At 58.2% G+C, this 25,114-nt stretch carries 21 protein-coding genes; 10 read left to right on the top strand and 11 right to left on the bottom strand.

Features of this window, described 5'->3' with window-relative positions; translation table 11 throughout:
• The first annotated feature begins 6 nt into the window (after positions 1-6).
• From ACVDG9_RS08535 to ACVDG9_RS08545, 3 genes are read left to right on the top strand one after another with little or no spacing between them, the layout of a single operon-like run.
• Complete coding sequence (locus tag ACVDG9_RS08535) at positions 7-846, top strand: carbohydrate ABC transporter permease (RefSeq protein ID WP_023000237.1); 840 nt, start codon at positions 7-9, stop codon at positions 844-846.
• Entirely contained in the window at positions 843-1,877 is a 1,035-nt protein-coding gene (locus tag ACVDG9_RS08540) for a Gfo/Idh/MocA family protein (protein WP_447237736.1), read from the top strand. Before ACVDG9_RS08535 ends, ACVDG9_RS08540 begins: the two co-directional genes overlap by 4 nt.
• Positions 1,874-2,872 (top strand): ABC transporter ATP-binding protein, encoded by a 999-nt coding sequence (locus ACVDG9_RS08545; RefSeq protein ID WP_447237737.1) that lies wholly within the window; start codon positions 1,874-1,876, stop codon positions 2,870-2,872. Before ACVDG9_RS08540 ends, ACVDG9_RS08545 begins: the two co-directional genes overlap by 4 nt.
• Positions 2,873-3,185: 313 nt before the next feature.
• On the opposite strand, the gene ACVDG9_RS08550 is transcribed toward ACVDG9_RS08545, so the two are convergent.
• The 3 genes from ACVDG9_RS08550 to yghU all read right to left on the bottom strand — a co-directional run bounded on the left by ACVDG9_RS08550 (position 3,186) and on the right by yghU (position 7,481).
• Positions 3,186-4,619, bottom strand: a complete 1,434-nt coding sequence (locus ACVDG9_RS08550) for an NAD(P)(+) transhydrogenase (Re/Si-specific) subunit beta (RefSeq protein WP_447237738.1) — start codon at positions 4,617-4,619, stop codon at positions 3,186-3,188.
• A 12-nt stretch (positions 4,620-4,631) separates the two neighbouring features.
• Positions 4,632-6,215 (bottom strand): Re/Si-specific NAD(P)(+) transhydrogenase subunit alpha, encoded by a 1,584-nt coding sequence (locus ACVDG9_RS08555; protein ID WP_075283653.1) that lies wholly within the window; start codon positions 6,213-6,215, stop codon positions 4,632-4,634.
• A 396-nt stretch (positions 6,216-6,611) separates the two neighbouring features.
• The gene (yghU, locus tag ACVDG9_RS08560; RefSeq protein ID WP_062489222.1) at positions 6,612-7,481 is read right to left on the bottom strand and encodes a glutathione-dependent disulfide-bond oxidoreductase; all 870 of its coding nucleotides are present in this window, start codon (positions 7,479-7,481) and stop codon (positions 6,612-6,614) included.
• A 442-nt stretch (positions 7,482-7,923) separates the two neighbouring features.
• Here yghU and ACVDG9_RS08565 point away from each other — a divergent pair, with 442 nt between their 5' ends.
• The gene (locus ACVDG9_RS08565; RefSeq protein WP_370198112.1) at positions 7,924-9,324 is read left to right on the top strand and encodes a selenium-binding protein SBP56-related protein; all 1,401 of its coding nucleotides are present in this window, start codon (positions 7,924-7,926) and stop codon (positions 9,322-9,324) included.
• 78 nt (positions 9,325-9,402) lie between these two features.
• Positions 9,403-9,987 (top strand): hypothetical protein, encoded by a 585-nt coding sequence (locus ACVDG9_RS08570; protein WP_228866677.1) that lies wholly within the window; start codon positions 9,403-9,405, stop codon positions 9,985-9,987.
• A gap of 8 nt (positions 9,988-9,995) precedes the next feature.
• Here ACVDG9_RS08570 and ACVDG9_RS08575 read toward each other — a convergent pair whose 3' ends face one another.
• Positions 9,996-11,255: a M24 family metallopeptidase gene (locus ACVDG9_RS08575; protein WP_447237739.1), complete on the bottom strand. Its 1,260-nt coding sequence runs from the start codon at positions 11,253-11,255 to the stop codon at positions 9,996-9,998.
• Between the two features lie 95 nt (positions 11,256-11,350).
• Here ACVDG9_RS08575 and ACVDG9_RS08580 point away from each other — a divergent pair, with 95 nt between their 5' ends.
• The gene (locus ACVDG9_RS08580) at positions 11,351-12,238 is read left to right on the top strand and encodes a LysR family transcriptional regulator (protein WP_447237740.1); all 888 of its coding nucleotides are present in this window, start codon (positions 11,351-11,353) and stop codon (positions 12,236-12,238) included.
• Between the two features lie 4 nt (positions 12,239-12,242).
• On the opposite strand, the gene ACVDG9_RS08585 is transcribed toward ACVDG9_RS08580, so the two are convergent.
• The 4 genes from ACVDG9_RS08585 to ACVDG9_RS08600 form a co-directional block, all read right to left on the bottom strand.
• On the bottom strand, positions 12,243-12,674 hold the full coding sequence (locus tag ACVDG9_RS08585) for a universal stress protein (RefSeq protein WP_023000227.1): 432 nt from the start codon (positions 12,672-12,674) through the stop codon (positions 12,243-12,245).
• Positions 12,671-15,307, bottom strand: a complete 2,637-nt coding sequence (locus tag ACVDG9_RS08590; RefSeq protein WP_447237741.1) for a TRAP transporter permease — start codon at positions 15,305-15,307, stop codon at positions 12,671-12,673. The genes ACVDG9_RS08585 and ACVDG9_RS08590 overlap by 4 nt, the downstream gene beginning before the upstream one ends.
• 184 nt (positions 15,308-15,491) lie before the next feature.
• A complete protein-coding gene (locus ACVDG9_RS08595) occupies positions 15,492-16,460 on the bottom strand; it encodes a TAXI family TRAP transporter solute-binding subunit (RefSeq protein ID WP_023000225.1) in 969 nt (322 codons plus the stop codon).
• A 52-nt stretch (positions 16,461-16,512) separates the two neighbouring features.
• Positions 16,513-17,382 (bottom strand): MurR/RpiR family transcriptional regulator, encoded by an 870-nt coding sequence (locus tag ACVDG9_RS08600; protein WP_055659167.1) that lies wholly within the window; start codon positions 17,380-17,382, stop codon positions 16,513-16,515.
• Positions 17,383-17,695: 313 nt separating this feature from the next.
• On the opposite strand from ACVDG9_RS08600, the gene ACVDG9_RS08605 reads away from it, so the two are divergent.
• The gene (locus ACVDG9_RS08605) at positions 17,696-18,586 is read left to right on the top strand and encodes an alpha/beta fold hydrolase (protein WP_447237742.1); all 891 of its coding nucleotides are present in this window, start codon (positions 17,696-17,698) and stop codon (positions 18,584-18,586) included.
• A gap of 89 nt (positions 18,587-18,675) precedes the next feature.
• Here ACVDG9_RS08605 and egtD read toward each other — a convergent pair whose 3' ends face one another.
• Together egtD and egtB are read right to left on the bottom strand one after the other, a co-directional pair.
• The gene (gene egtD / locus ACVDG9_RS08610; protein ID WP_447237743.1) at positions 18,676-19,638 is read right to left on the bottom strand and encodes an L-histidine N(alpha)-methyltransferase; all 963 of its coding nucleotides are present in this window, start codon (positions 19,636-19,638) and stop codon (positions 18,676-18,678) included.
• Complete coding sequence (gene egtB, locus ACVDG9_RS08615; protein ID WP_447237744.1) at positions 19,638-20,903, bottom strand: ergothioneine biosynthesis protein EgtB; 1,266 nt, start codon at positions 20,901-20,903, stop codon at positions 19,638-19,640. Before egtB ends, egtD begins: the two co-directional genes overlap by 1 nt.
• Before the next feature lie 541 nt (positions 20,904-21,444).
• Here egtB and ACVDG9_RS08620 point away from each other — a divergent pair.
• The 3 genes from ACVDG9_RS08620 (at position 21,445) to dapA (ending at position 23,385) form a co-directional block, all read left to right on the top strand.
• Positions 21,445-22,038, top strand: a complete 594-nt coding sequence (locus ACVDG9_RS08620; protein ID WP_447237745.1) for a TetR/AcrR family transcriptional regulator — start codon at positions 21,445-21,447, stop codon at positions 22,036-22,038.
• Positions 22,039-22,078: 40 nt separating this feature from the next.
• Positions 22,079-22,363 (top strand): YciI family protein, encoded by a 285-nt coding sequence (locus ACVDG9_RS08625; protein WP_367020665.1) that lies wholly within the window; start codon positions 22,079-22,081, stop codon positions 22,361-22,363.
• Positions 22,364-22,506: 143 nt separating this feature from the next.
• A complete protein-coding gene (gene dapA, locus ACVDG9_RS08630; RefSeq protein WP_077290297.1) occupies positions 22,507-23,385 on the top strand; it encodes a 4-hydroxy-tetrahydrodipicolinate synthase in 879 nt (292 codons plus the stop codon).
• A gap of 114 nt (positions 23,386-23,499) precedes the next feature.
• Here dapA and metG read toward each other — a convergent pair whose 3' ends face one another.
• Complete coding sequence (metG, locus tag ACVDG9_RS08635) at positions 23,500-25,020, bottom strand: methionine--tRNA ligase (protein ID WP_075283644.1); 1,521 nt, start codon at positions 25,018-25,020, stop codon at positions 23,500-23,502.
• Positions 25,021-25,114: the final 94 nt, after the last annotated feature.

A 25,114-nucleotide genomic window follows, 5' to 3' on the forward strand; every position in this document is an offset into this window, starting at 1 on the left:
CGTCACATGAACAAGGCGCGTACCAACCCGCTCAACACCGCCGCCATGCACGGCGCCCTGATCCTCTATACGCTGATCGCGCTGTTCCCGGTCTTCGTGATCCTGGTCAACAGCTTCAAGACCCGCAAGGCGATCTTCAGGGAACCGCTGGCACTGCCGGATGCCGAAAGCTTCTCGATGATCGGCTACCAGACGGTCATGAAGCAGGGGGATTTTTTCCTCTACTTCCAGAACTCCATGATTGTCACTGTGGTGTCCTTGACCTTCATCCTGCTGTTCGGGGCGATGGCGGCCTTTGCCCTTAGCGAATACCGCTTCAAGGGCAACATGCTGATGGGCCTTTATCTGGCACTCGGTATCATGATCCCGATCCGGATCGGCACCGTGGCCATTCTGGAAATGATGGTTGCCACCGGTCTGGTCAACTCGCTGATGGCGCTGATCCTGGTCTATACGGCGCAGGGGCTGCCGCTGGCTGTCTTTATCCTGAGCGAGTTCATGCGGCAGGTGTCAGACGATCTGAAGAACGCCGGACGTATCGACGGGCTTTCGGAATACACGATCTTCTTCCGCCTTGTGCTGCCGCTCGTGCGCCCGGCGATGGCGACGGTCGCAGTCTTCAACATGATCCCGATCTGGAATGATCTGTGGTTCCCGCTAATCCTGGCGCCTGCTGAAGAAACCAAGACCCTGACCCTGGGCAGTCAGGTGTTCATCGGCCAGTTCGTTACCGACTGGAACGCGGTCCTGTCCGCGCTTTCGATGGCGATCCTGCCGGTGCTCGTCCTTTACGTCATCTTCTCACGCCAGCTCATTCGCGGCATCACCTCGGGAGCTGTCAAATGATCCGGGTTCTGATCGTCGGCCTTGGCAACATGGGACTTTCCCACGCCCTGGCTCACCACAAGCATGCGGACGCCGAGATTGTCGGTCTCGTCAACCGTTCCGGACGGGTGACCCATCCGGATCTTGCCGGCTATCCGGTGTTCACGGATTACGCGCAGGCACTGGACACCTCCAAACCGGACCTGGTGGTGATCTCCACCTATTCCGATACCCATGCGGATTATGCGGTTGCGGCGATGCAGGCAGGCGCTCATGTATTTGTCGAAAAACCTCTGGCGACAACCGTGGCCGATGCAAAGCGGGTGGTCGCTTGTGCCGGGGAAACCGGCCGCAAACTCGCGGTCGGCTATATCCTGCAGCATCATCCGTCCTGGGTACGGCTGATTGAGGAGGCGCGGGGGCTCGGCGGACCATATGTCTTCCGCATGAACCTCAATCAGCAGAGCTCGGGAGCGGAGTGGGAAACCCACAAGGCCCTTATGCAGACGACTGCTCCCATCGTCGATTGCGGTGTGCATTATGTCGATGTCTGGTGCCAGATTACCGACGCCGAACCCGTGAAGGTGCACGGCATGGGGCTGCGGCTTTCCGACGAAATCGGCCCGGACATGTACAACTACGGCCAGTTTCAGGTCTTCTTCGACGATGGCTCGGTCGGCTGGTACGAAGCCGGGTGGGGGCCGATGATGTCCGAGACCGCCTTCTTCGTGAAGGATGTCGTTTCGCCCGCAGGCTCCGTTTCGATAGTCGAGGACGACAAGGGTGCATCGGCCGATGTTGACGGCCACACCAGGGTCGGCGGGCTTCTGGTCCATCGCCCGGAAGGTGACCGGCGCATCGATCTGCCGGGTGAACCCGGCCATCAGGAACTTTGCGACGCCGAGCAGGCTTTCATGCTTCGTGCGATTTCGGAAAACATCGATCTCAACCGGCACATGCTGGATGCCGTCCGGTCGCTGGCAATTTGCCTTGCCGCCGACGAGAGTATCCGCACCGGTCACTCAGTCATGCTAAAGGAGCTAACGCCATGACGGCGCTAACCCTGACCAACGTCAACAAGTCGTTCGGCAACGTCCATGTCCTGAGGGACATCAATCTCGAAGTGGAAGACGGCGAGTTTGTCGTCTTCGTCGGACCGTCAGGGTGTGGCAAGTCCACCTTGTTGCGGGTCATCGCAGGTCTTGAAGACGTCTCCTCCGGTGAGGTCAGCATCGGCGGGGAGATCGTGAACACGACGCCGCCGTCCAAACGCGGCATTGCCATGGTGTTCCAGAGCTACGCGCTTTATCCGCATTTGAACGTGCGCAACAACATGACACTGGCGCTCAAGCAGGAAAAGCAGAGCAAGCAGGTGATCGACCAGCGCGTTGCCGAGGCGACCCGCATGCTGAACCTGGAGGACTATCTCGATCGCTATCCGTCGGAACTCTCCGGTGGCCAGCGCCAGCGTGTCGCGATCGGCCGGGCCATCGTGCGCCATCCGAAACTGTTTCTGTTCGACGAGCCGCTGTCGAACCTTGATGCAGCGCTGCGCATGAACACAAGGCTGGAAATCGCCAACCTGCATCAGCAACTCAAGACCTCAATGATCTATGTGACCCACGACCAGTCCGAAGCCATGACGCTGGCCGACAAGATCGTGGTCCTGCGCGCTGGCCGCGTCGAGCAGATCGGCAGCCCGATGGAGCTTTACAACAACCCGGTCAACCAGTTCGTGGCGGGTTTCCTCGGTTCGCCGGCTATGAATTTCATGTCTGCAAGCCTGGTCAGTGAAGGCGATGCCCGCACGTTGGGAGTGCGCCCGGAAGACCTGTTCCTGAGTGACCAGGGGCAACTGAAAGCGTCTGTGCAGCATGTGGAACAGCTCGGCGGCGACACCAACGTGATCGCGAAGGTGCAAGACCAGCAGATCACTGCACGGCTCTTCGGCCAGCACGAGATCAAGCCGGGTGCTGAGTTGAGCTTCGGCATCGCGGAAGGCAAGTCGTTCTATTTCGACAAGGACGGCGCCCGGCTTCGCGGATAGGGCACTTCTTTTAGAAACAACACAAAGGCCACCTGGAAGTGATCCCGGTGGCCTTTGTTTTTTGGGGCCGTCATTCCGGACAAGTAAGGCGAAGCCGAACGCCGATCCGGAATCCAGACATACTCGTGCCAACGGTACACCGAGCTTGAAAAAGCAACGGTGTTCGCTGCGCTCACGCTGATATCTGGGTTCCGGAGCGGAGCGCAACTTGTGTTGCGCTTGTCCGGAATGACGGTGGAGGGGGCGTGGCTCTGCCATCAAAAAAGCCGCCCCGGTCTCCCGGGACGGCTTCTCGATATCTCGTCACTCAGACTTAGCCGATCTGGGTCAGCAGCTTGTCGAGGCTGGCCTTGGCGTCGCCGTAGAACATGCGCGTGTTCTCCTTGTAGAACAGCGGGTTCTCGATGCCGGAGTAACCGGTGCCCTGGCCGCGCTTGGAAACGAAGACCTGCTTCGCTTTCCAGACTTCCAGAACCGGCATGCCGGCGATAGGCGAGTTCGGGTCTTCCTGGGCAGCCGGATTGACGATGTCGTTGGAACCAATGACGATCACGACATCCGTTGACGGGAAGTCCTCGTTGATCTCGTCCATTTCCAGAACGATGTCATACGGCACCTTGGCTTCGGCCAGGAGCACGTTCATGTGGCCGGGAAGACGACCTGCGACCGGGTGGATCGCGAAACGCACTTCCTTGCCCTTGGAGCGCAGGCGCTTGGTCAGTTCGCTGACCGACTGCTGTGCCTGGGCAACTGCCATGCCATAGCCCGGAACGATGATGACGCTGTCGGCATCTTCAAGCGCCGCAACAACACCATCGCTGTCGATGGCGATCTGTTCGCCTTCCACTTCCATGGCCGGACCGGTGGTGTTGCCGAAGCCGCCGAGGATAACGGAAACGAACGAGCGGTTCATCGCCTTGCACATGATGTAGGACAGGATCGCACCGGAAGAACCGACGAGCGCGCCGACGACGATCAACAGATCGTTGCCAAGCGAGAAGCCGATGGCGGCCGCGGCCCAGCCCGAATAGGAGTTCAGCATCGACACCACAACGGGCATGTCGGCGCCGCCGATGCCCATGATCAGGTGGTAACCGATGAAGAACGCCAGAAGCGTCATCAGAACCAGCGTCCAGATGCCGGCCCCGTTCAGGAACATCAGCAACAGGATGACGCTGAGTGCGGCCGCACCTGCGTTCAGCATGTGGCCACCAGGCAGTTTTTCCGCCTTGGAGGTCAGCTTGCCGGCCAGCTTGCCGAAAGCGACGACAGAGCCGGTGAAGGTGACGGCACCGATGAAGACGCCAAGGAACACTTCAACCTTCAGGATCGACTGTTCGATCGGGGTCTTGTGCGCCAGGATGGCGGCGAAGCCCTCAAGCGCATTGCGTTCTTCCTCGCCCATCGCCAGTACGTTGCCGAGCTCGATATAGGCATTGTAGCCGACGAAGACGGCTGCCAGACCCACGAGAGAGTGCATGGCGGCGACCAGCTGGGGCATTTCGGTCATCTGGACGCGCTGTGCCACGAAATAACCAATGATGCCGCCGGCAGCGATCAGGATGAGAGACAGGAGCCACAGGCCGGAGCCCGGACCCATCAGGGTGGCGACAACGGCCAGTCCCATGCCGGCGATACCGTACCAGATGGCGCGCTTGGCGCTTTCCTGGCCGGAAAGGCCTCCCAGAGACAGGATGAACAGAACAGCCGCAACAACGTAAACGGCGGTCGTGAAACCGAATTCCATCTGCCGGCCTCCTTAGGATTTCTGGAACATGGCGAGCATGCGCCGGGTGACGAGGAAACCGCCGAAGATGTTGATCCCGGCCATGAAGACGGACAGGCCTGCCAGCAGGATTACCAGGAACGATCCGGATCCGATCTGCATCAGCGCACCGAGAATGATGATCGACGAAATGGCGTTGGTGACAGCCATCAGCGGCGTGTGCAGCGAGTGACTGACGTTCCAGATCACCTGGAAACCGACGAATACCGAGAGCACGAAAACGATGAAATGCTGCATGAAGCTGGCCGGGGCGATGAGGCCCACCAGCAGCAGAAGCAGGCCGCCGACCGCCAGCAGGGTCACCTGCTGCTTGGTCTGTGCCTTGAAGGCGGCAGTTTCCTGCGCACGCTTTTCTTCCGCCGTCAGTTCCTTCGGCTTTTCCTTCGATTTCGCCGCGATTGCCTGCACCTTGGGAGGCGGCGGCGGGAAGGTGATCTCGCCTTCATGGGTCACGGTCGCGCCACGGATGACGTCGTCTTCCATGTTGTGAACGATCTGACCATCCTTCTCGGGCGTCAGGTCGGTCAGCATATGGCGGATGTTGGTGGCATAAAGCGTGGAGGATTGAGCGGCCATGCGCGAGGGGAAGTCGGTATAGCCGATGATCGTGACACCATTCTCGGTGACGACCTTCTCGTCCTTGACCGTTCCTTCCGCGTTGCCGCCGCGTTCGGCGGCAAGATCGACGATGACCGAGCCCGGCTTCATGGCCTTGACCATGTCTTCCAGCCACAGCTTCGGTGCATCCCTGTTCGGGATCAGTGCCGTGGTGATGACAATGTCCATCTCCGGAGCCAGTTCCCGGAATTTTGCAAGCTGGGCTTCGCGGAACTCTGGTGAGGAAACGCTGGCATAACCGCCGGTCGCAGCGCCATCCTGCTGTTCTTCTTCAAAATCCAGATAAACGAATTCAGCGCCCATCGATTCGACCTGCTCGGCCACTTCCGGGCGCACGTCGAATGCATAGGTGATCGCGCCGAGCGACGTGGATGTGCCGATGGCCGCAAGACCCGCGACGCCTGCTCCCACGACCAGTACCTTCGCAGGCGGTACCTTGCCTGCAGCAGTGATCTGGCCGGTGAAGAAGCGGCCGAAATTGTTGCCCGCCTCGATAACGGCACGATATCCGGCGATGTTGGCCATGGAGCTGAGAGCATCCATCTTCTGGGCACGCGAGATACGCGGCACCATCTCCATGGCAATGACGCTGGCGCCCGATTCCTTCGCCTTTTCCAGCCCGTCGGTGTTCCCACCCGGGTTGAAGAAGGAAATCAGGGTTTTGTCCTTTGTCAGATAGCCCAATTCCTTGTCATCGGGCTGCCGGACCTTGGTTACGATGTCCGATTTCTTCCAAAGACTTGCGGCAGTCTTGACGATTTCAACGCCGGCTTCTTCATAAGCCTGGTCGGAAAATCCTGCGGCGGTCCCGGCTCCGCTTTGCACAAGGCAGGTGAAGCCAAGCTTCTGCAGCTGCTTTGCGGATTCGGGTGTCATCGCCACACGGTTCTCCCCGGGGAAGGTTTCCTTTGGTGTGCCGATCTTTAGGGCTTCTGGCATACGTCTCTCCAGCAAGTGTCGAGGAATTGGCCTTTGGTAAGGGCAAGTTGGCCGGATTGGCTAACAAACTCCCCCCGTGCGTCCTGTCCCTCACAAACGTGCTGCGAATTTAGAAACGAAAATATTACTTATGACAAGGTGTCTTGCGATTGAATTTGGAGGGTATTACCGCACTGCACAGTGAGAGCAGCGCGATATAAATTTCACGGGATTTACAAAATAGGGGTATCGGAAACTGTGGGCGAGGGCATTCGGCAGTCGGAATACTCAAATAGGGCCCGGAATTAGTAAATTTTCCCGGCCCTATACACATATCAAGGCAAAATGACCAAAGACTGGTCGTGCGTAAAACCCCGGCAGCGGTTCCTGGGGAAAGAGCCGCTGCCGGACGAAAATTTATTCTGCAGCAGGGTCCAGCGCGGCTTTTGCGTCCAGATCCGCGGCATCATGACGCTCCGGAAGCTGCTCGTGATCTTCTCCCCAGGTCCGGTTCACCTTGCGCCCGCGAACAACCGCCGGGCGGGCGTCGATCTTCTGGGCCCAGGCCAGGAGATTCTTGTATTCGTGAACGGAGAGGAATTCCGCCGCATCATAGGCGCGGCCAAGAACCATTCCGCCATACCAGGGGAAGATCGCCATGTCGGCGATGGTGTAGTCGTCACCGGCGATGTAGGGGCGATCAGCCAGCGCCTTGTCGAGGACGTCAAGCTGGCGCTTGGCTTCCATTGCGAAGCGATCGATGGGGTATTGGTACTTCTCCGGCGCATAGGCGTAGAAATGGCCGAAGCCGCCGCCAAGATAAGGGGCGGATCCCATCTGCCAGAACAGCCAGTTCAGCGTTTCGGTGCGCTTCGCCGGATCCTTGGGCAGGAATTCACCGAATTTCTCTGCCAGATACAGCAGAATGGAACCGGATTCGAACACGCGCGTCGGGGTTTCGGTCGAGTGGTCGACAAGGGCCGGGATCTTGGAATTGGGATTGGCTTCCACGAAACCGCTGGAGAATTGGTCGCCTTCGTTGATCTTGATCAGCCAGGCATCATATTCAGCACCCTTGTGACCGAGTGCGAGCAACTCCTCGAGCATCACCGTCACCTTGACGCCGTTCGGGGTCGCCAGAGAATAAAGCTGAAGCGGATGCTTGCCGACAGGCCGGTCCTTTTCGTGGGTTGAACCGGAAATCGGCCGATTGATATTGGCGAACTGGCCGCCGCTCGGCTGTTCCCAGGTCCAGACTTTGGGCGGGGTGTAGGTCGGGTCACTCATGTGAAAGGGTCTCCGGAACGGGTCGGGCAGTAAAGGAAGGCGTCGATCGGAGCCAAGGTTGGTTCGATCCATCGCAATCTTACGATTAAATAGGCGGCAATGGCAGGATTGCCTAGGGTCGATTTTTGTTCTGAGGCATATTATTGCGCAAAATCGAGCCTGGTTGAAACCGGGTCGCGATAAGTTCCCGTTTCGAGGTTTTCTGTTCTTTCCTCCTTGTCAAAGTTAGGATGCGTTTTCGCCATCGACCCCTGATCGTATTTCGGGCATTGTACTAAAGTCGCATTTGGAAATGCCAATGGTCGGCACCGTGATCATTGGCGCGGCCCGGCTGCAAAATGCAGGACAAGCAGCATAGGAGACGAATTCGGGAGGTCGGTAACAACAAGAAAAGGAATGCGGACATCCCGTCTTGAATGTCATCACGTTTAGGGAGGACGACATGAATTTAAGGCCCGATCCGAGTTTTTATCCGACGCCGCGCATGGCTATGGAAGCGCCGGTTGAGAAGCTGGCTTTCACCTTGATGCTCAGTCCAGATTTCTCTCAACCCGATGGTCTGGCTGTCGTCAATGTCGATCCGCAAAGTCCTGACTACGGCAAGATCGTGCATACCGTCTTCATGCCGAACAAGGGAGACGAATTCCATCATTTCGGGTGGAACGCCTGTTCCTCGGCGCTGTCGCCACTGACAGGGCATGCCTTTCTCGAGCGCCGTTACCTGATCATCCCGGGCATCCGGTCGTCGCGCATCTACGTCATTGACGTGAAAGAGCCGCTTCAGGCGAAAATTCACAAGATCATCGAACCGGAAGAAGTCTTCGCCAAGACAGGCTATTCCCGGCCGCACACCATTCATTGCGGGCCGGAAGGCATCTATGTCTCGACCCTTGGGGGAGGCGGTGCGGATGGCACCGACGGGCCTCCGGGCATCTTCATCATGGACTGCGAGACCTTCGACATTCTCGGCCGGTATGAAATGGATCGTGGCATCCAGGACAAACACTATGATTTCTGGTGGAACCTGCCGCGCGACTACATGGTGTCGTCGGAGTGGGGACTGCCGCCGCAGTTCGAGAACGGTCTCGTTGCAGAAGACCTTCTGTCCAACAAATACGGCCACAGCCTGCATTTCTGGGATCTGCGCGGGCGAAAGAACATCCAGACCATCGATCTGGGCGAAAACCACCAGATGGCGCTCGAGGTTCGCCCTGCCCACGATCCCGCCAAACAATACGGCTTTTGTGGCGTTGTCGTCGACACAACCAACCTGCAAGGGGCGATCTTCACCTGGTGGCGCAAGGACGATGGCACGTTTGAAGCCAGGAAGACCATCACCATCGACCCGCAGCCGGCCGATCCCGCAGACCTGCCTGAAATGCTGAAGGGGTTTTCCGCTGTTCCACCGCTGGTGACCGACATCGACCTGAGTCTCGATGACAAATATCTCTATGTCGCATGCTGGGGCACCGGTGAAATGCATCAGTATGATGTCTCCGACCCAATGAACCCGACGCTCGCCGGCAAGGTCGAGATCGGCGGGATCGTGAAGAAGACGAAACATCCGAACGGCAAGGACTTCGGTTACGGACCGCAAATGGTCGAGATCAGCCGGGATGGTCAGCGCGTCTATTGGACCAACTCGCTCTATTCCACCTGGGACGAACAGTTCTATCCGGGCGAGCGCGGCGCCGCGATGGTGATGGCCCGTGTTGGAGCCGGTGGCGGACTGACGCTCGATCCGGATTTCTGGGTCGAATTCCCGGCGGGCTACAGGTCGCACCAGATCCGGCTTGAAGGCGGGGACTGCTCTACCGACAGTTTCTGCTTCCCGTCGGTCTAGGTTTTGGAAGAGGCGAGTTTGTCGGCTCTCTGGTGGGCCGTCATTGCGTCTGGTCTCTATCACGGCGTGAACCCGGGCATGGGTTGGCCGCTGGCGGTGTCGGCTGCCTTGATGGAACAACGCGCGTTGGCCCTGCCGCGTGCGTTGTTGCTGCTGGCGGTCGGGCATCTGGCGGCAATGCTGGTTATTCTCTTGCCTTTTTCGGCAATGATCACGCTGGTTTCCCTGGAACGGGAAATCCGCATTGGCGCCGCCTGTCTGGTGATCGGCATGGGGCTGTACCTGCTGATCGCTGATCGCCATCCGCGCTTTCTGGCCCGTATTTCACCGGCGAAGCTCGGCCTGTGGTCTTTTCTGGTTGCGATCGCTCATGGGGCAGGGCTCATGCTGGTGCCGATCTACCTGGGCATCTGCGCAATGGAGCAGGAGGCCGGCCACGCGGCGGCCGGTACTCTCATGGGGGCAGATTTGAGGATGGCGTTGCTCGTGGCCGCGGTCCACACGCTCGCCATGGCGCTTGCCGGTGGCCTGCTGGCCATCGGCGTCTATTTCTGGCTGGGCCTGCGGTTCCTGCAAAAGGCGTGGTTCAACCTGGACAGGGTCTGGGCAGCCAGCCTCGTTTTCGTCGGTTTGTTTGCCCTGGTTCTGGCGCTCCGGAGCTGAGTTGCTCATCAGGTCAGCAGATGTGCCTCGAACGGAAACCTCGACAGGGTCTCGATGCCGGTTTCGGTGATCAGGACCTGCTGCTCCAGCTTGACGCCTTCCTTGGCACCATCCTCGCCAATGTAGCTTTCGACACACAGTGTCATGCCCGGTTCCACGACACCGTCATAACCGGCGTTCGGAAAGTCGCCATGGTGATAGAGGTAGGGGTATTCGCCGGTCATGCCGCAGCCATGGGCAGACAGATAGTAACGGTTTGCATAGTAGCGGTCGGGGATGTTCCACGCCCGGTCGGCATATTCCCGGAAGCTCATTCCGGGCTTCAGAATGCCCATGTTGTAGTGAACCTGTTCGTAGGCGACCTTGTAAAGTTCGCGCTGGGTCTCCGTCGGCCGGTCCGGGCCGGAGTGGAAGGTGCGTGAAAAGTCGGCATAATAACCGTGGCAGCCGACAACATCCGTATCGAGGGCTATCAGCTCGTTCGCGCCGATGACGTTGTCAGATGTTTCCTGGAACCATGGATTGGTGCGCGCGCCAGCATTCAGCAGCCTCGTTTCGACATAGTCGCCGTTCTGCGCGATGATCGACTTGTGCAGCACTGACCAGAGTTCGGCTTCGGTAAGCCCCGGGCGAATTGCTTCACGCAGCTTGCCGACGCCTGTTTCCGTAGAGCGCAACGAAGCAATCACGCATTTCATTTCTTCCGGCGATTTGATCGCGCGCGCCATCTCCACGGGTTGTTGCGCGTCGACCACGTTGAGCCCGGCTTCTTTCAGCGCGATGGCCGTTCCTGCATTAAGCCGTTCCAACCCCACCGTGGCGTCCTTCAAGCCTGTCAGCTCACGAATGGTATCGGCCATCTCCGCCGCCCAGGCGCGTTCGCGCTCTGCAATATGAGGACCGGCAGCGACAAAGCTCGCGGTTTTAGAGGGGCGGACCTCATCGACGGTTTCATAGCCCTCTCCAAGATGAAGACAGCCGGTGAACTCGAAAAGAATGGAGCGGTTCTGGGTCAGCAGCAGGTAGCGCGACGGGGCATTGCGCATGGAAAAAACCTGCATGTTCCGCGTGCCGGTCGTATAGCGGATGTTGACCGGGTCGGAGAGGATTACCGCATCAACACCATATTCGGCCATCTTCTGCCGCACACGCTGCTGCCGGTATGTGCGCACGGCCACCAGATCGATCCCTTCCACTTCGGGTGCGCGGTCAAGCTGCGCCAGTCCCTGAAGGTCGCTGCGCTCCGCGTGCCAGTCCAGTTCCGCCATTTGTCATCGTCTCCAATTCAACTGAATGGAATATCGGGCGAGCTTCGATTCTTTAAAAGACTGGAAAAAATCGGGTCATTGGATAACCTGAAGTAATGCAGGCCTATCGAAAATCACTCCCGCCGCTCGACACATTGGTCTTCTTTGAAGCCGCCATGCGTCATTTGAACTTTACAGAGGCTGCCGAAGAACTCTTCGTGACCCAGGCCGCCGTTTCCAAACGCATTCGGCAGCTGGAAGACTGGCTGGGCGTCGACCTGTTCGAGCGGTCCGGTCGCAGGCTTCTGCCGACAGAAGCAGGAACATATCTTGCCGAGAAGACCGGCATGACGCTGGATTATCTGACGCAGGCGCTGAGCGCACTGAAAGTGCCGGAGAGGCCCGTCGTGCGGATTGCGTCTGTGACGGCACTTGCTGCCTTCTGGCTCCAGCCTAAGCTCAAGGAATTTGCACTGTCAGACGAAGCCTGCCTGTTCAATCTGGCAACAGCAGACGATCTGGGAGACCTGCTCAAACCAGAGCACGACCTTGTCATCCTGCACGGGGACGGCCGGTTTCCGGGCTGGCAGTCGGAATTGTTGTTTCAGGAGGTCCTGACACCTGTCGGGATGCCGGAGATTATTGACGCCCTGCGGTCAGGAGGTGGTGGGAAACAGCCGGCGCTTCTCAACTACCCGCGTCTTGCTCCGAACTGGATCGATTGGACAGGCTGGATCCAGCGGACAGGGAGATTGGATCTGAAAGATTGGCCTGTACAGTCATGTGCAAGCTATAACCAATCTATTGGGCGGGCCTTGAAGGGGCTCGGCATTGCGCTTGGCGCCTTGCCATTGTTGCGAGTAGAGATTTCTTCGGGAAGGCTCGTGCCGCTGGAAGGCGCTTCGCTCAAGACGGGAATGGGCTATTACATCGCCTGGCCGAACATGCGGCCGCTCGGCACAGAGGCCGAGCGATTGAAATCCGCGCTGCTGGAAGCCGACTGAGGCGTCAGTTCCTCACCACATAGACCGAACATTTCGAGTGACGGACGACCCGAGCTGCGTTTGGTCCGAGCAGGAATTCGCTCAGATGCGGCTGGTGGGCGCCAATGACAATAAGGTCTGCCCCGGTCTTTTTCGCAACTTCCAGGATTTCCTCGTAAATGGAGCCGGTGGCGACCAGATGCCGGATTTCGCTGTTTCTTTCCGCCCCGAGGACGCTTGAGACCTTCTCGACCAGCTTTTTCTGGGTTTCCGCCACCATCTGACCCTGGAAGTTCTCGTCGAAATAGGAAGCGACAAGATTGATGCCGGCGCTCGGGACGACCGTGATCACATCGAGTTGGGCACCGTCCAGACGGGCGAGCTTGTCGGCCGTTTCCAGAACCTTGGTGTCGTCGACCTGCTGGACGTCGACGGCGCACAAGATGGATTTCGTCATGCCGCTACTCCTTCTTCACGGTTGGTCCGGCCTGCGCGGGCGCGCTGGAGCATGAAGACAAGGGCCAGAAGCAGAAGCCCCGGGATATAGATCAGCTCCTTCGGCAACTGATCCGCCTCGAGGCGAGCTTCTTTAACGACCACGGGTTCGTCGCCGTAGAAGTCGAACGTTCCGAGCTGTTCGAAGTAGGGCGTCCCCGGGAAGGGTTCCTCCAGCTTCAGAACACCGTCTTCTTCGAGGGGCGTCAGGCCAAGCGCCTGCAATCTGGCTTCGCCCCCGTCTTCGCTTCCGGGCGTGATCGCAATGCGCGTTTCCATCGTGTTGCCGGTGTCGAAATCCGGACCACTCAGCACCAGACGGATCTCGCTGCCTGCAGGTGCATCGCCAACTGCCTGGACGAAACGGTCCGGCGAGACGATCTCGAACGGAGGCTGGATCCGGTTCATGAAGAAATCCGGACGGAACAGCACGAAGGCGACCAGCACCAGGGCAACACTCTCGTAGATCCTGTTCTTGGTCAGGAAATAGCCCATGGTGCCTGCGGTAAACACAAGGATGGCAATCGTCGCCATGATGAAGACGAGTATGCCCTGGGTCACCGTGACGTCGATCAGGAGAAGATCGGTGTTGAAGATGAAGACGAAGGGCAGGGCGACCGTCCGCAGAGAATAGAAGAATGCCGTGAACCCGGTTTTTATGGCATCGCCTCCTGACACCGCCGCCGCGGCAAAGGAGGCTAGACCCACGGGTGGCGTTACGTCCGCCATGATGCCGAAATAGAAGACGAACAGGTGCACGGCAATGAGCGGAACTATCAGTCCGGATTGCGCGCCGAGTTCGACCACGACCCCGGCCATCAGTGAAGACACCACGATGTAGTTGGCCGTTGTCGGCAGACCCATGCCAAGTATCAGCGACAGGACGCCGACGAAGACCAGCATCAGCACCAGATTGCCACCGGATACGAACTCGACGAGATCTGCCATCACCTGGCCGATGCCGGTCAGGGTGACAGTGCCGACGATGATGCCGGCTGTTGCGGTCGCAAGGCCGATGCCGATCATGTTGCGGGCACCGTCGATCATGCCGTGGACGAGGTCGTTGACGCCCTCCTTGAAGGCTTCGACTGTCTCGTTCTCGCCCCGGAAGATCGCCTTGATCGGACGTTGGGTCAGAAGGATCGCGAAGAGCAGAGCCGTTGCCCAGAAGGCTGAAAGGCCCGGTGACTTCTGCTCGATCATCAGGAAGTAGACGAGCACGACGATCGGGAGCAGGTAGTAGAGACCAGCCTTGTAGATCTGGGAAATATCCGGAAGCGTGATCTCCTTGGCATTGGGGTCGTCCGGATGAAGGTCATCGACGCTGGCAGCCAGTTTCAACAGAGCGATATAGGCAAGGAAAACCAGTAGCGCGAGGATCCACGACGCGCCTTCCGGTACCAGGGCGACAACCCAGCCGACCGGGTATTGCACACCATAGCAAAGAGCGGCAAAGGCCGCGAAAAACACGAACATGCCGATGATCGTGCGCAGGGTTGAAACGGTCTTGTGCCCGATGGTTGGCATGTTCCGCTTAACGGCTTCAAGGTGCACGATATAGACCAGCGCGATGTAGGAAATCACGGCCGGCAGAAAGGCGTGAGTGATCACGTCGACATAGGAAATGCCGACATATTCGACCATCAGAAAGGCGGCGGCGCCCATCACCGGCGGCATGATCTGGCCGTTCACGGAGGATGCGACCTCGACCGATCCGGCTTGTTCAGAGGTAAAGCCGACGCGCTTCATCAGCGGAATGGTGAATGTGCCCGTGGTAACGACGTTTGCGATGGATGAGCCGGAGATGAGGCCGGTGGCTGCAGAGCCGACAACGGCTGCCTTGGCCGGGCCACCTTTCAGGTGACCGAGCGCGCCGAAGGCCATCTTGATGAAGTAGTTGCCCGCACCAGCCTTGTCCAGCAAGGCGCCAAAGAGCACGAACAGGAAGACGAACTTGGTGGAGACACCGAGCGCGATACCGAAGACACCTTCCGACGTGATCCACATGTGGCTCATCGCCTTTTGCAGCGAAGCGCCCTTCCAGCGGATGACCTCCGGGACCCATTCTGAGGAGCCGAAGAAGACGTAGAGCAGGAATACCGTTGCGACGATGGCCATGGCAGGGCCGAGTGCCCGGCGCGCGGCTTCAAACAGGACCACGATACCTGCAAGGGCGAACCACTTGTCGGTGTCGTCGGCCAGACCGCCGTTGGCAACGATCTTGTCGTAGAAGAAGAAGCCGTAAAGCGAAATGAACGCGCCGAAAAAAGCCAGGGCCCAGTCCTGGATCGGGACTCGGTGTCTTGGACTGCTCGAAAGTGCGGGGTAGGCCATGAATGCTAGGAACATCGCAAACGCCAGATGCACCTGTCGGCTGTTGTTGATGATGTCCGACGGCAGGACGTAGTAGACGATGGGGGAGGCGAGCAGAACCTGGAAGCAGGACCAGATCAGGGCCACGGTGGCGATCATCATCCCGACGGACCCGGCAGGGTTCCTGGACCCGGAATCGGAGGAGGCGACGAGTTCCTGAAGTTCTTCTTCGGATAGTCCCTGTCGTTGGTCCCGTCCGTTCGGCTGGTTCTGTTCAGACATGAAGTTCCCCCGGTCTTCCGGCTGAAGCGCAACGTCGGCATTGCGCTCGGCTGGCACCCGACAGCCACGCAGCCCGTGGCATCTGTTAATTCATTCAAGAAATGCCTTGGCCAAAGTGTCGTTCAATGGGCCGCAGCAGAGAAACGGGCCCGGACATGGTCCGGACCCGAAATGTTGGCAAGGATTAGTTGATCCAGCCCTGTTCCTGGTAGTACTTCGCAGCACCCGGATGAAGCGGTGCGGACAGGCCGTCCTTCACCATTTCTTCCGGCTTCAGGTTGGCAAAGGCAGGATGCAGCTTCTTGAAGGCATCGAAGTTCTCGAACACTGACTTGACCAGCGTGTAGACGACTTCATCGTCCACCTTGGCGGACGTGATGAAGGTCGCGCCGACACCGAAGGTGGTGACGTCTTCGTCATTGCCGCGATACATGCCGCCCGGGATGGTGGCCTTGCGGTAGTAGCTGTTGTCTTCGATCAGCTTTCCGACAACCGGGCCGTCAACGTTCACGAGTTTGGAATCGCACGCCGTGGTTGCTTCCTGAATGGAACCGGACGGGTGACCGACCGTGTAAACCATGGCATCGATCTGGTTGTCGCAGAGGGCGGCAGACTGTTCTGCGGCCTTCAGCTCGGTCGCCTGCGCGAAGTCATCCGTGGACCAGCCCATCGCTTCCATCAGAACTTCCATGGTGCCGCGCTGACCGGAACCCGGGTTGCCGATGTTGACCCGCTTGCCTTTCAGGTCCTCGAAGGACGTGACGCCGCTATCGGCGCGGGCAACGACGGTGAACGGCTCGGGGTGCACGGAGAAGACGGCTCGCAGGTCTTCGAACGGGCCTTTTTCCTCGAACTGCGAGGTGCCGTTGTAAGCGTGATACTGCCAATCGGACTGCGCAACACCAAACTCCAGTTCGCCTTCACGCACCGTGTTGATGTTGTAGACGGACCCGCCGGTAGATTCCACGGAGCAACGAATGCCATGGTCCTTGCGGCCCTTGTTGACGAGCCGGCAAATGGCTCCGCCGGTCGGATAGTAAACGCCAGTCACACCACCAGTGCCGATGGTGATGAATTGCTCTGCAGAGGCTGCGCCGGTGAATGCGATGCTGGTCGCCATGACGGCGCCCGCAAGGTTCAGTTTCATCATCATTTGACTTGGCTTCCCTTTGTTTGAATTCTTGTGTCCGGCATGGCGATCCACGCTAGACGTTTTCAAATTCGTCGAGCAGACGATTGTGTCTGTCGACCTCCTGGATCCGGGCTTCCGCCTCGGCTCCGGCCCGCGCAACCAGCATGCCTGTAATGGTTTCGATAAGCACAAGCGTGGCTGCGTAAGACGAGAAAAAGTGTGGACTTTCAGTGCGTTGTATGAAGTGGTAATTTGCGAATTGCAACCCTGGAAAGGCGTGGCTGTCGGTCAGGACGATCACCTGTGCACCATTTCCTGCCGCCACTTTTGCCGCGCGTACCGAACGGTGGGCATAAGGGTGCTTGGATAGGACGATGACCGTGTCGGCCGATGTAATGCCGGCAAGCGTGCTGCCCAGAGTGGCACCATTGCGCCCGGCTACGACCCACCTGTCATCGAACCACTTGGCCAGATAGGCGAAATAGTCCGTGAAACCTGCTGAGGCGAGGGCACCTATCAGGATGATCTTGCGGGACTGGCTGAGCCGGTCGACGGCAGCATCCAGAACGGCCGGATCAATGTCGTCCACCAGTGCCTTGATGTTGTCGATGCAAGCGGAGACCTGGCGTGGCAGCAAAGGCAGGTCGGCATCCGAGCGCAGCTTCCTGGCCTTGTCCTGAAACGTGTCTCGCCCACGGTGGCTCAACTCGTTTCGGGCCTGTTCGCGCAACGCTTCGTAATCAGAAAAACCCAGTGCCCTTGCAAGTCGGGTGTAGCTCGCCGGCGAAACACCACTGGCCGATGCGACCGACCTCAGGCTGCGGGTGGCGATTTCCACCTGGTTTTCCGCAATGTAATCCGCTGCCGTACGCAATGCATCGCTCAGGTCGGCATAATTGGCCGAAATTGCGGTGCGAAGATGGGGCGGCGAAATGGTTTCCATCCGGTTACTGTTCCATTTGTTTTTTACATTGTCAATTTGTGAAACAAATGTTTCGCGTTGAAAACGATCCCTCCCTTTCTACCGGAAATCCCTACGGTTTTGCCCGTCCTGCCCGCACTCGCAAGGCAGTAAAATGTCCCTGTCCAAGTGGTTTGGCGCGGTGATGACGGTTCTCGGAACCTGCTCAAAACGTCACTGATAAAAATACACGCATAAATTGATTTTTGAAATTTTAGTACACGTTAAGGTTTTGTTAATGATATAATCCCTTGGGGGCATTGCGCTTTTCCTGTGACCATAAGGGGAGAGAGACATGACTGACTACACATCGAGAACTTTGGCCACATGTGCCCGGTCGGTGCTGTTGACACTTGCAATGGCAGCTCCGGCAATTGCCGGTGACTTCTTTGAAGTCGAGCCCGGGGTCGATCTCTATTACGAGGATCACGGATCGGGACTTCCGATCGTGTTTGTTCCCGGTTGGACCTTCACCACACAGGTTTTCGAACATCAGATCGAAGCCTTTGCGAAAGACCACCGGGTCATCACCTTCGATCCTCGAAGCCACGGCCGCTCGACGCTGACACTGGAAGGCAATAACTACGTTACCCAGGGGGCGGACCTTGCAAAGTTGCTTGATCATCTCAAGGTCGAAAAGCCGGTGCTGGTGGGGTGGTCATTCGGTTGCCTGACCACTTGGGCATTCATCAAGACAAGGTCTGTGGATGCTGCGTCCGCCCATATGTGCATCGATCTTTCGCCGACACCGCTAACCGGCAATGACGGCGACTGGGCTGAGGGAAGTGTTGCGGAAATTGCGGAACTTTACAGCGGCATTCAGTCAGCTGAAGGCCAACGCAACGTCATCAACTGGTATGCCGACGAGGTCATGATCGAACAGGACTACACGCCGGAACTATCACGCTGGATTGTTGACCAGTCGACCAAGTCGCCACCATTCGTGGCCGCGGCTTATCTGGCGGCTGGAAATTTCAGCAATTACCTCGAGACGGCCAAAGAAGTCGATGCGAAGCTGCCGTCGGCCTTCGTGATCGCCGATCACTGGTCCGACAGTGCCAAGGCCTACCTTGCCGTCCATACGCCCAACAGCTCGGTGCAGGCCTTTGGTGGCCATATGATGTTCTGGGAGTATCCGGACCGGTTCAACAGGGTGCTGGCCGGATTCATCGCACAGATCGAATAAGCTTCAGGCTGAACCTTTGAGTAAGTGGCGGGTGAGGCCTTGAAACTCTGCCTCACCCGCATCTGTTAGGTGACCCAAGTCGAAGGGCTTTAGGCAGCCTGCAACGTATAGACCGAGAACCAGTTGTTCTCGTCGCTGTCGACGTCCGTGATCTGCCATCCACCCTCGCGGGCGATGCCTTCGAACGCTTCCTCGCTGTATTTGTGCGAGTTTTCCGTGTGGATTGTCTCGCCCTTTGCGAATGCGACGGTTTCACTGGCGATGGAGACCTGCTGCTGAACCAGGCTTTCCAGGTGCATCTCGATACGGCTTTCGACCTCGTTCCAGATGGCTTTGTGTGCGAAGGTGGCGAGGTCGAAATCGCCATCCAGTTCCCTGTTGATCCGCTGCAAAAGGTTCTGGTTGAAGGCTGCTGTGATCCCGGCTGGATCGTCATAGGCTTCCTGCAGGACTTTTGCATCCTTTGGTCGGTCCACACCGATAACCAGGCTGGCCTCCGGCATGGCTGAGCGAATATTCGCCAGGAGTGCCGCTGCCTCGGTTTTCTCGAAGTTTCCGATCGTGGAACCGGGAAAGAAGATCAGCACTGGCAACTCGGGCAGCAACGGCAGTTGTCCGAAGGGCTGTGTGAAATCGGCAGCAACCGGGATTACAGCCAATGACGGGTATGCGCGGCGCACCCGTTCGGCAGCAGCTTTCAGGTGATTGGCTGAAATGTCGATCGGCATGTAGACGGACAGGTCCGGAAAGGCATTCAGCAACAGGTCTGTCTTGCGGCTGGACCCGCTGCCCAGTTCGACCATCGCTCCGCGCGCGCCCGGTAGACGGCGATATTTCCTGGCATTCTGGGCGAGGATCGAGATCTCCGTTCGGGTCGGGTAATAGGCATCCAGTTCGGTGATCGCTTCGAACAGATGTGACCCGACATCGTCGTAGAGCCATTTGCTGCTGATCGCCTTCTGATCCTTGAGGAGACCGGAGAGGATGTCGTCGCGAAACATATCCGACTGGTTCTCGTCCGTTTGGTTCTCGGGAGAAACATGCTTGGTCATCATTGATCTCCCGCCAGCCTCAGGCCGAGCATCTGCCAGCGTTGGTGTGGATAGAAGAAGGTGCGGTAGGACGACCGCAACTGTTCCTTCGGGGTCGCGCAGGACCCGCCGCGCAGCACCATCTGGTTGACCATGAACTTGCCATTGTATTCGCCAATGGCCCCCTCGGGTGGTCTGAAGCCCGGATAGGGGCTGAAAGCGCTGCTGGTCCATTGCCAGACATCGCCCCAAAGGCCGGGCCTGCGGCCAACAGGCTGAAAGGCTCCGCTTTCCAGGAAATTGCCTTCGATCGGGGTCGGCTCTGCAGCTGCTTCCCACTCTGCTTCCGTCGGCAACCGGCGACCTGCCCAGCGGGCAAAGGCTTCTGCTTCATAGTAACTGACGTGGACAACCGGTGCCGCAAGATCAACCGGTCGTGGTCCCTGCAAGGTATAGGTCCACCATTGACCGTCCTGCTGCCACCAGTAGAGGGGGCTGTCCCAACCGTTCTTCTCTCGCACGGCCCAGCCTTCCATCAGCCAGAGCGTTTGGGTTGAGTAACCACCATCTTCCATGAAGGCGATCCACTCGCCGTTTGTTACGGGACGGTCCGCAAGACGATAGGGCTCCAGCCAGACCTTGTGACGTGGCCCTTCGCAGTCATAAGCAAAGCTGGGCCCGTCGTGGCCGATTTCGAGAAGTCCGCCGTCGTAAGAAACCCGTTCGGCGGTTTCAACCGCGCTTACCGATGCCGGTTTTGGCTCGACATAGGCAGGCAGCAGCGGATTGAAGGAAAAAGCATGGAGTAGATCGGTGACCAGCAGTTCCTGATGCTGCATCTCATGATGACAGCCGAGGGTAATCAGCTCTTCAAGCTTGTCCTGTTCGAGCGAAAAGGCGTTTCGGGCAACTCCTTCACGCAGGGCGTCTTCGACATGTGAGCGGTAGTCAAGCACGTCGGTGGCGCTGGGCCGCGAAAGCAGGCCCCGTCTCGACCGGGTATGCCTCGGGCCGGCTTGTACGTAGTACGAATTGAAGAGCACGGCGAAACGATCATCGCGTGGCTGATAGCCAGGCAGCGAAGGCTTCAGGATGAATTCTTCGAAGAACCAAGTGGTATGTGCCATGTGCCACTTGGGCGGGCTGGCATCCTCCATGGATTGCAGCCCCATATCCTCCGGATTGAGGGGGGCGGCGAGAGCAAGTGTCTGTGCCCTGACCCGATCGAACAGGTCGGTAACGGCGGAAAGAGGCGCTTCATGCGTCCGCTCATCCAGCAATGTCATGTCAATCCCTCCACGCGGGAACCGGCTGCTGTGCCTCCAGCCGGACCTGTGTCTGCCACCAAGCGACTTCTAGGTAGGCAGCGAACGGGGCATTCCAATGTCGGAAATTGCACCGGTCCTGTGCACAAATGCGCGATCAAGGCACTTGGTTGCGTATTGTTGATAAAAAGGAACATTGTTGAGAATGGTCTTCAATCGGTTGGGTTGGATGCGGAAAGTCACCAAGTCGTTGAGAGTGATGGAAGTTTTGCGTTTTGCCTTCCCGCAGATCAGGTGTGACCGTCGAAACCCATCCTAAAAAACAGCTACTGACAGGGTGTGTCAGGAGTTGCTGCAACCAGAGTTCACATTGATGTGAGGGAAGCGAAAATCGCTTCACGTCAGCTTGAAATGACCCTTCGCAGCAGTGACGCACTGGCTGTCTCGGGCGGCCTCCGTGTTTTCCTGATGAACTTCACTTGACTTATTCGGACGGCCGTCCTAATTCGTCAATAGGTCACTTGTCCTAATGAATGATGCGGAAATACGAAGGGAGATGGATATGGTTGCGGCAGGCGAGACACGGCGTCAGATCGTGGATGCGGCGGACAGCCTTTTCTATGCCCAGGGTTTTACGCAGACGTCCTTCGCGGACATTGCCGCAGCGGTCAAAATCTCGCGCGGCAACTTCTATTACCATTTCAAGACCAAGGACGAGATCCTCGATGCCGTGATCGACAAGCGTTTGTCGGATCGAAAAGAGCTGCTCGCCAAATGGGACGAGACGGCGGATGAAGCACGGAAACGGATTGAATGTTTTATCCGGATTGTCATCGTCAACCAGACGAAGATCATGGCTTACGGCTGTCCCGTCGGTACGCTGACGACGGAGCTGGCAAAGATCGATCACCCCTCACGGGACAAGGCCAACGAGATCATGGCCCTGTTCGGCGACTGGCTTGAAACACAGTTTCGCGAACTCGGCTGTGGTGAGAATTCGCGGGACAATGCCATGCATGTTCTTGGCTGGAGCCAGGGTGTCGCGACACTCGCCCAGGCATTCAAGGACAAGGCCTATGTCGAGCGTGAAGTCTCGAAAATCCTGAGCTGGCTGGACGGCGTCATCGCCGGGACACAGCAGAACAAGACCCAGTAACTCGCCTTTGCCTTTCGTAAAAACCTACATGGAGAATGACATGTTTGTCGTGACACTCACCTTTGCTGACAAATCCCGGGCAGGCGAACTCATGGAAGGCCACAAGGCCTGGATCCAACGCGGGTTCGAGCAAGGATATTTCCTGATGGTTGGCAGCCTGCAGCCGAACCGCGGCGGCGGGATCCTTGCGCACGGCGCTAGCCTGGAAAAACTTGAAGGATTTGTTGCCGAAGACCCTTTCGTTGCTGAAGGTGTCGTGACGGCCGAAATTCTGGAAATAACACCTGCGCGGTTCGATGATCGCCTGGAGTTTTTGGCTGCCTGATCGCGGATCATGATGCAGTAAGATGTTCATGAGGGACGGGGCAGGTTGCCAGTGACGGGTTTTTGGTGGCACATCGATCTGGAATGACTATCGATGGACATGGGACCGTGCTTTCAGACAGCGCGGATCCGGGAGGACGCCACATGCTCGAACTCAAGGGATCCATTCCCGCCCTTGTCACACCGTTCAGGGACGGAAGCGTTGACATCGAAGCGCTGGAACGTCTCGTTGAGTGGCACATTGCCCAGGGCAGCGACGGGCTGGTTGCTGTCGGTACGACGGGCGAAAGCCCGACCGTCTCCAAGATCGAGCATAAGGACGTCATCAAGCGGGTCGTCGATCTTGTGGCCGGCCGCATTCCGGTTGTTGCCGGCACTGGCTCCAACGCAACGGCGCAATCCCTCGACATGCTTCAGCACGCTGAAGCCGTTGGCGCAGATGCGGCGCTGGTCGTGACGCCCTATTACAACAAGCCCAACCAGGCAGGCCTGCTCAGCCACTACAAGGTTCTCCACGACAACAGCGCGATCCCGATCATCCTCTACAATATTCCGGGCCGGTGTGTGATCGACATATTGCCGGAAACCATGGCCGAGATGGCACGCTGGCCGCGGATTATCGGCGTGAAGGATGCCACCGGCAGCATGGAGCGGGTCAGCAAGCAAAGGGCACTTTGCGGTAAGGCTTTCATGCAGTTCAGTGCAGAGGATGCCGCCGCACTGGGTTTCAACGCCCATGGTGGGCAGGGGTGCATTTCAGTGACCGCCAACGTGGCTCCAGGCCTTTGTGCCGAGTTCCAGAGCGCATCACTTGCAGAAAACCTCGAACTTGCCCGGGAGTATCAGGACCGCCTGTTGCCGCTCCACTCCGCGATGTTCCTCGAGCCACCCGCAGCCTGCGCCAAATACGGCCTGTCCAGACTGGGGCTTTGCCACGAAGATGTCCGCTTGCCGCTGACACCGGTGACTGAGGCAACCCGTCGCGAGATCGACAAAGCCATGGAAATCGCAGGTCTGCTCTAGAGCCTCTGCTCGTTCGCCGTACACTTTGTGGCTGGAAATCGCTTTCCGCGCGACTGGCTATATGAAGCGCCCCGAGCAGGGGCGCTTCATTTTTTTGATCAAGCCGTGACGGGCTTACTGAACCCGCGGATAAAGCGTCTCGATTTCGCCGAGATCGCTATTGCCTTCCAGCCGGTCAAGTTCCGGCTTCCACGGGCAGGCGACAGCCGGTGCGTTCAGCATGGCAAGAGCCTTGCCGGCAGATGCAGGGATGACCTGTGTCAGCGCTTCCATCACGACGCGCAGGCAGTCCAGTGTCACGTAGATCACCGTCTGGCAACGCTCGCGGGTCTCCTCGTTCTTGATGAGATCCCAGGGAGCCTGCTCGGCGAAGTAGTTGTTCATCTCGTCGGCGACGGTGATGATCGACTGCATGCGAGCTGGGATTTCAGCAAGGTTGACCCATTCGCCCATGCCCTTGGTGGCTTCAAGCACGGACTTGCGGATCGCTTCGTCCTCGGCTGACAGCGGACCCGGTGCTGGCAGTTTGCCGTCAAAACGGGCCTTGGAGAACTTGGCTGCGCGCGACAGCAGGTTGCCGATCTTGTTGCCCAGTTCCGTGTTGTAGGACTGGGTGATGAAGTCGACCGAAATCTGGCTGTCGCTGTCCGCACGCATGTGCCGGGCGAGGTACCAGCGCAAGGCGTCGACGCCCAGCTTCTCGATGACCTCGATCGGATCAACAACGTTGCCGATGGACTTCGACATCTTGACGCCGCCCGCACCCACCCAGTGGCTGTGAACGGACAGCTTCTTCGGCAACGGCAGTCCGGCGGCCATCAGCATGATCGGCCAGTAAACGCCATGCGGCTTGAGGATATCCTTGCCGATAAGGTGCTCGCATTCCGCCCACCAGCTCTCGTAGCCTGCTTCCGGCCAGTTGATGTTGGTGAGGTAATTCGCCAGCGCATCGAACCAGACATAGGTGACGAAGTCGGTGTCGAAAGGCAGTTCGATACCCAGGGTTACACGGGCCTTCGGCCGGGAGATGCAGAGATCTTCCAGCGGTTCGGACAGCATCTGCTTCAGTTCGTTCTTGAACGCTTCGGGCTGGACGAAGTCCGGATTTTCGGCGATGTGCTGCAGAAGGCGCTCGCGGAACGGTTCCATCTTCAGGAAGTAGTTGGTTTCCTCCGTCTGCTCCACCTTCATTGTCGGGTGCAGCGGGCACTGGCCCTCTTCGGTCAGATCGGATTCCTTCTTGAACTCCTCGCAGCCCTTGCAGTAGGTGCCGGTGTAGTTCTTCTTGACGATCAGATCCTTGTCGAAGATCGACTGCTCCATTCCAGCGACGGCCGTCTTGTGGCCCTCGCGGCTGGTGCGCACGAAATAGTCGTAAGCCACGTCCAGACGATCGAAGACATCGCGGAATTCTGCACAGCGCATGTTGAGGTAGTCTTCAACCGACATTCCCTCTTTTTCCGCTGCTTCCTGGTTCTTCTGTCCGTGCTCGTCCACGCCGGTGGACAGCATCATGTCATACCCCAGCGCCTGTCGGTTGCGTTTCAGGATATCGGCCATCACGGACGTGAAGGCGTGACCGATATGCGGAGAACCGTTGACGTAGTAGATCGGGGTGGTGATGTAGCTTTTCATCCAAACGCTTTCGAAATGTTTGGGCGGAAACAAGTCCGGTCCGGCCTGTTGCGGCGCATCTGCCGTTCCGCCTAAAGAGGTGCGAGCTATATTC

Source organism: Roseibium sp. RP-7 (genome assembly GCF_053005225.1).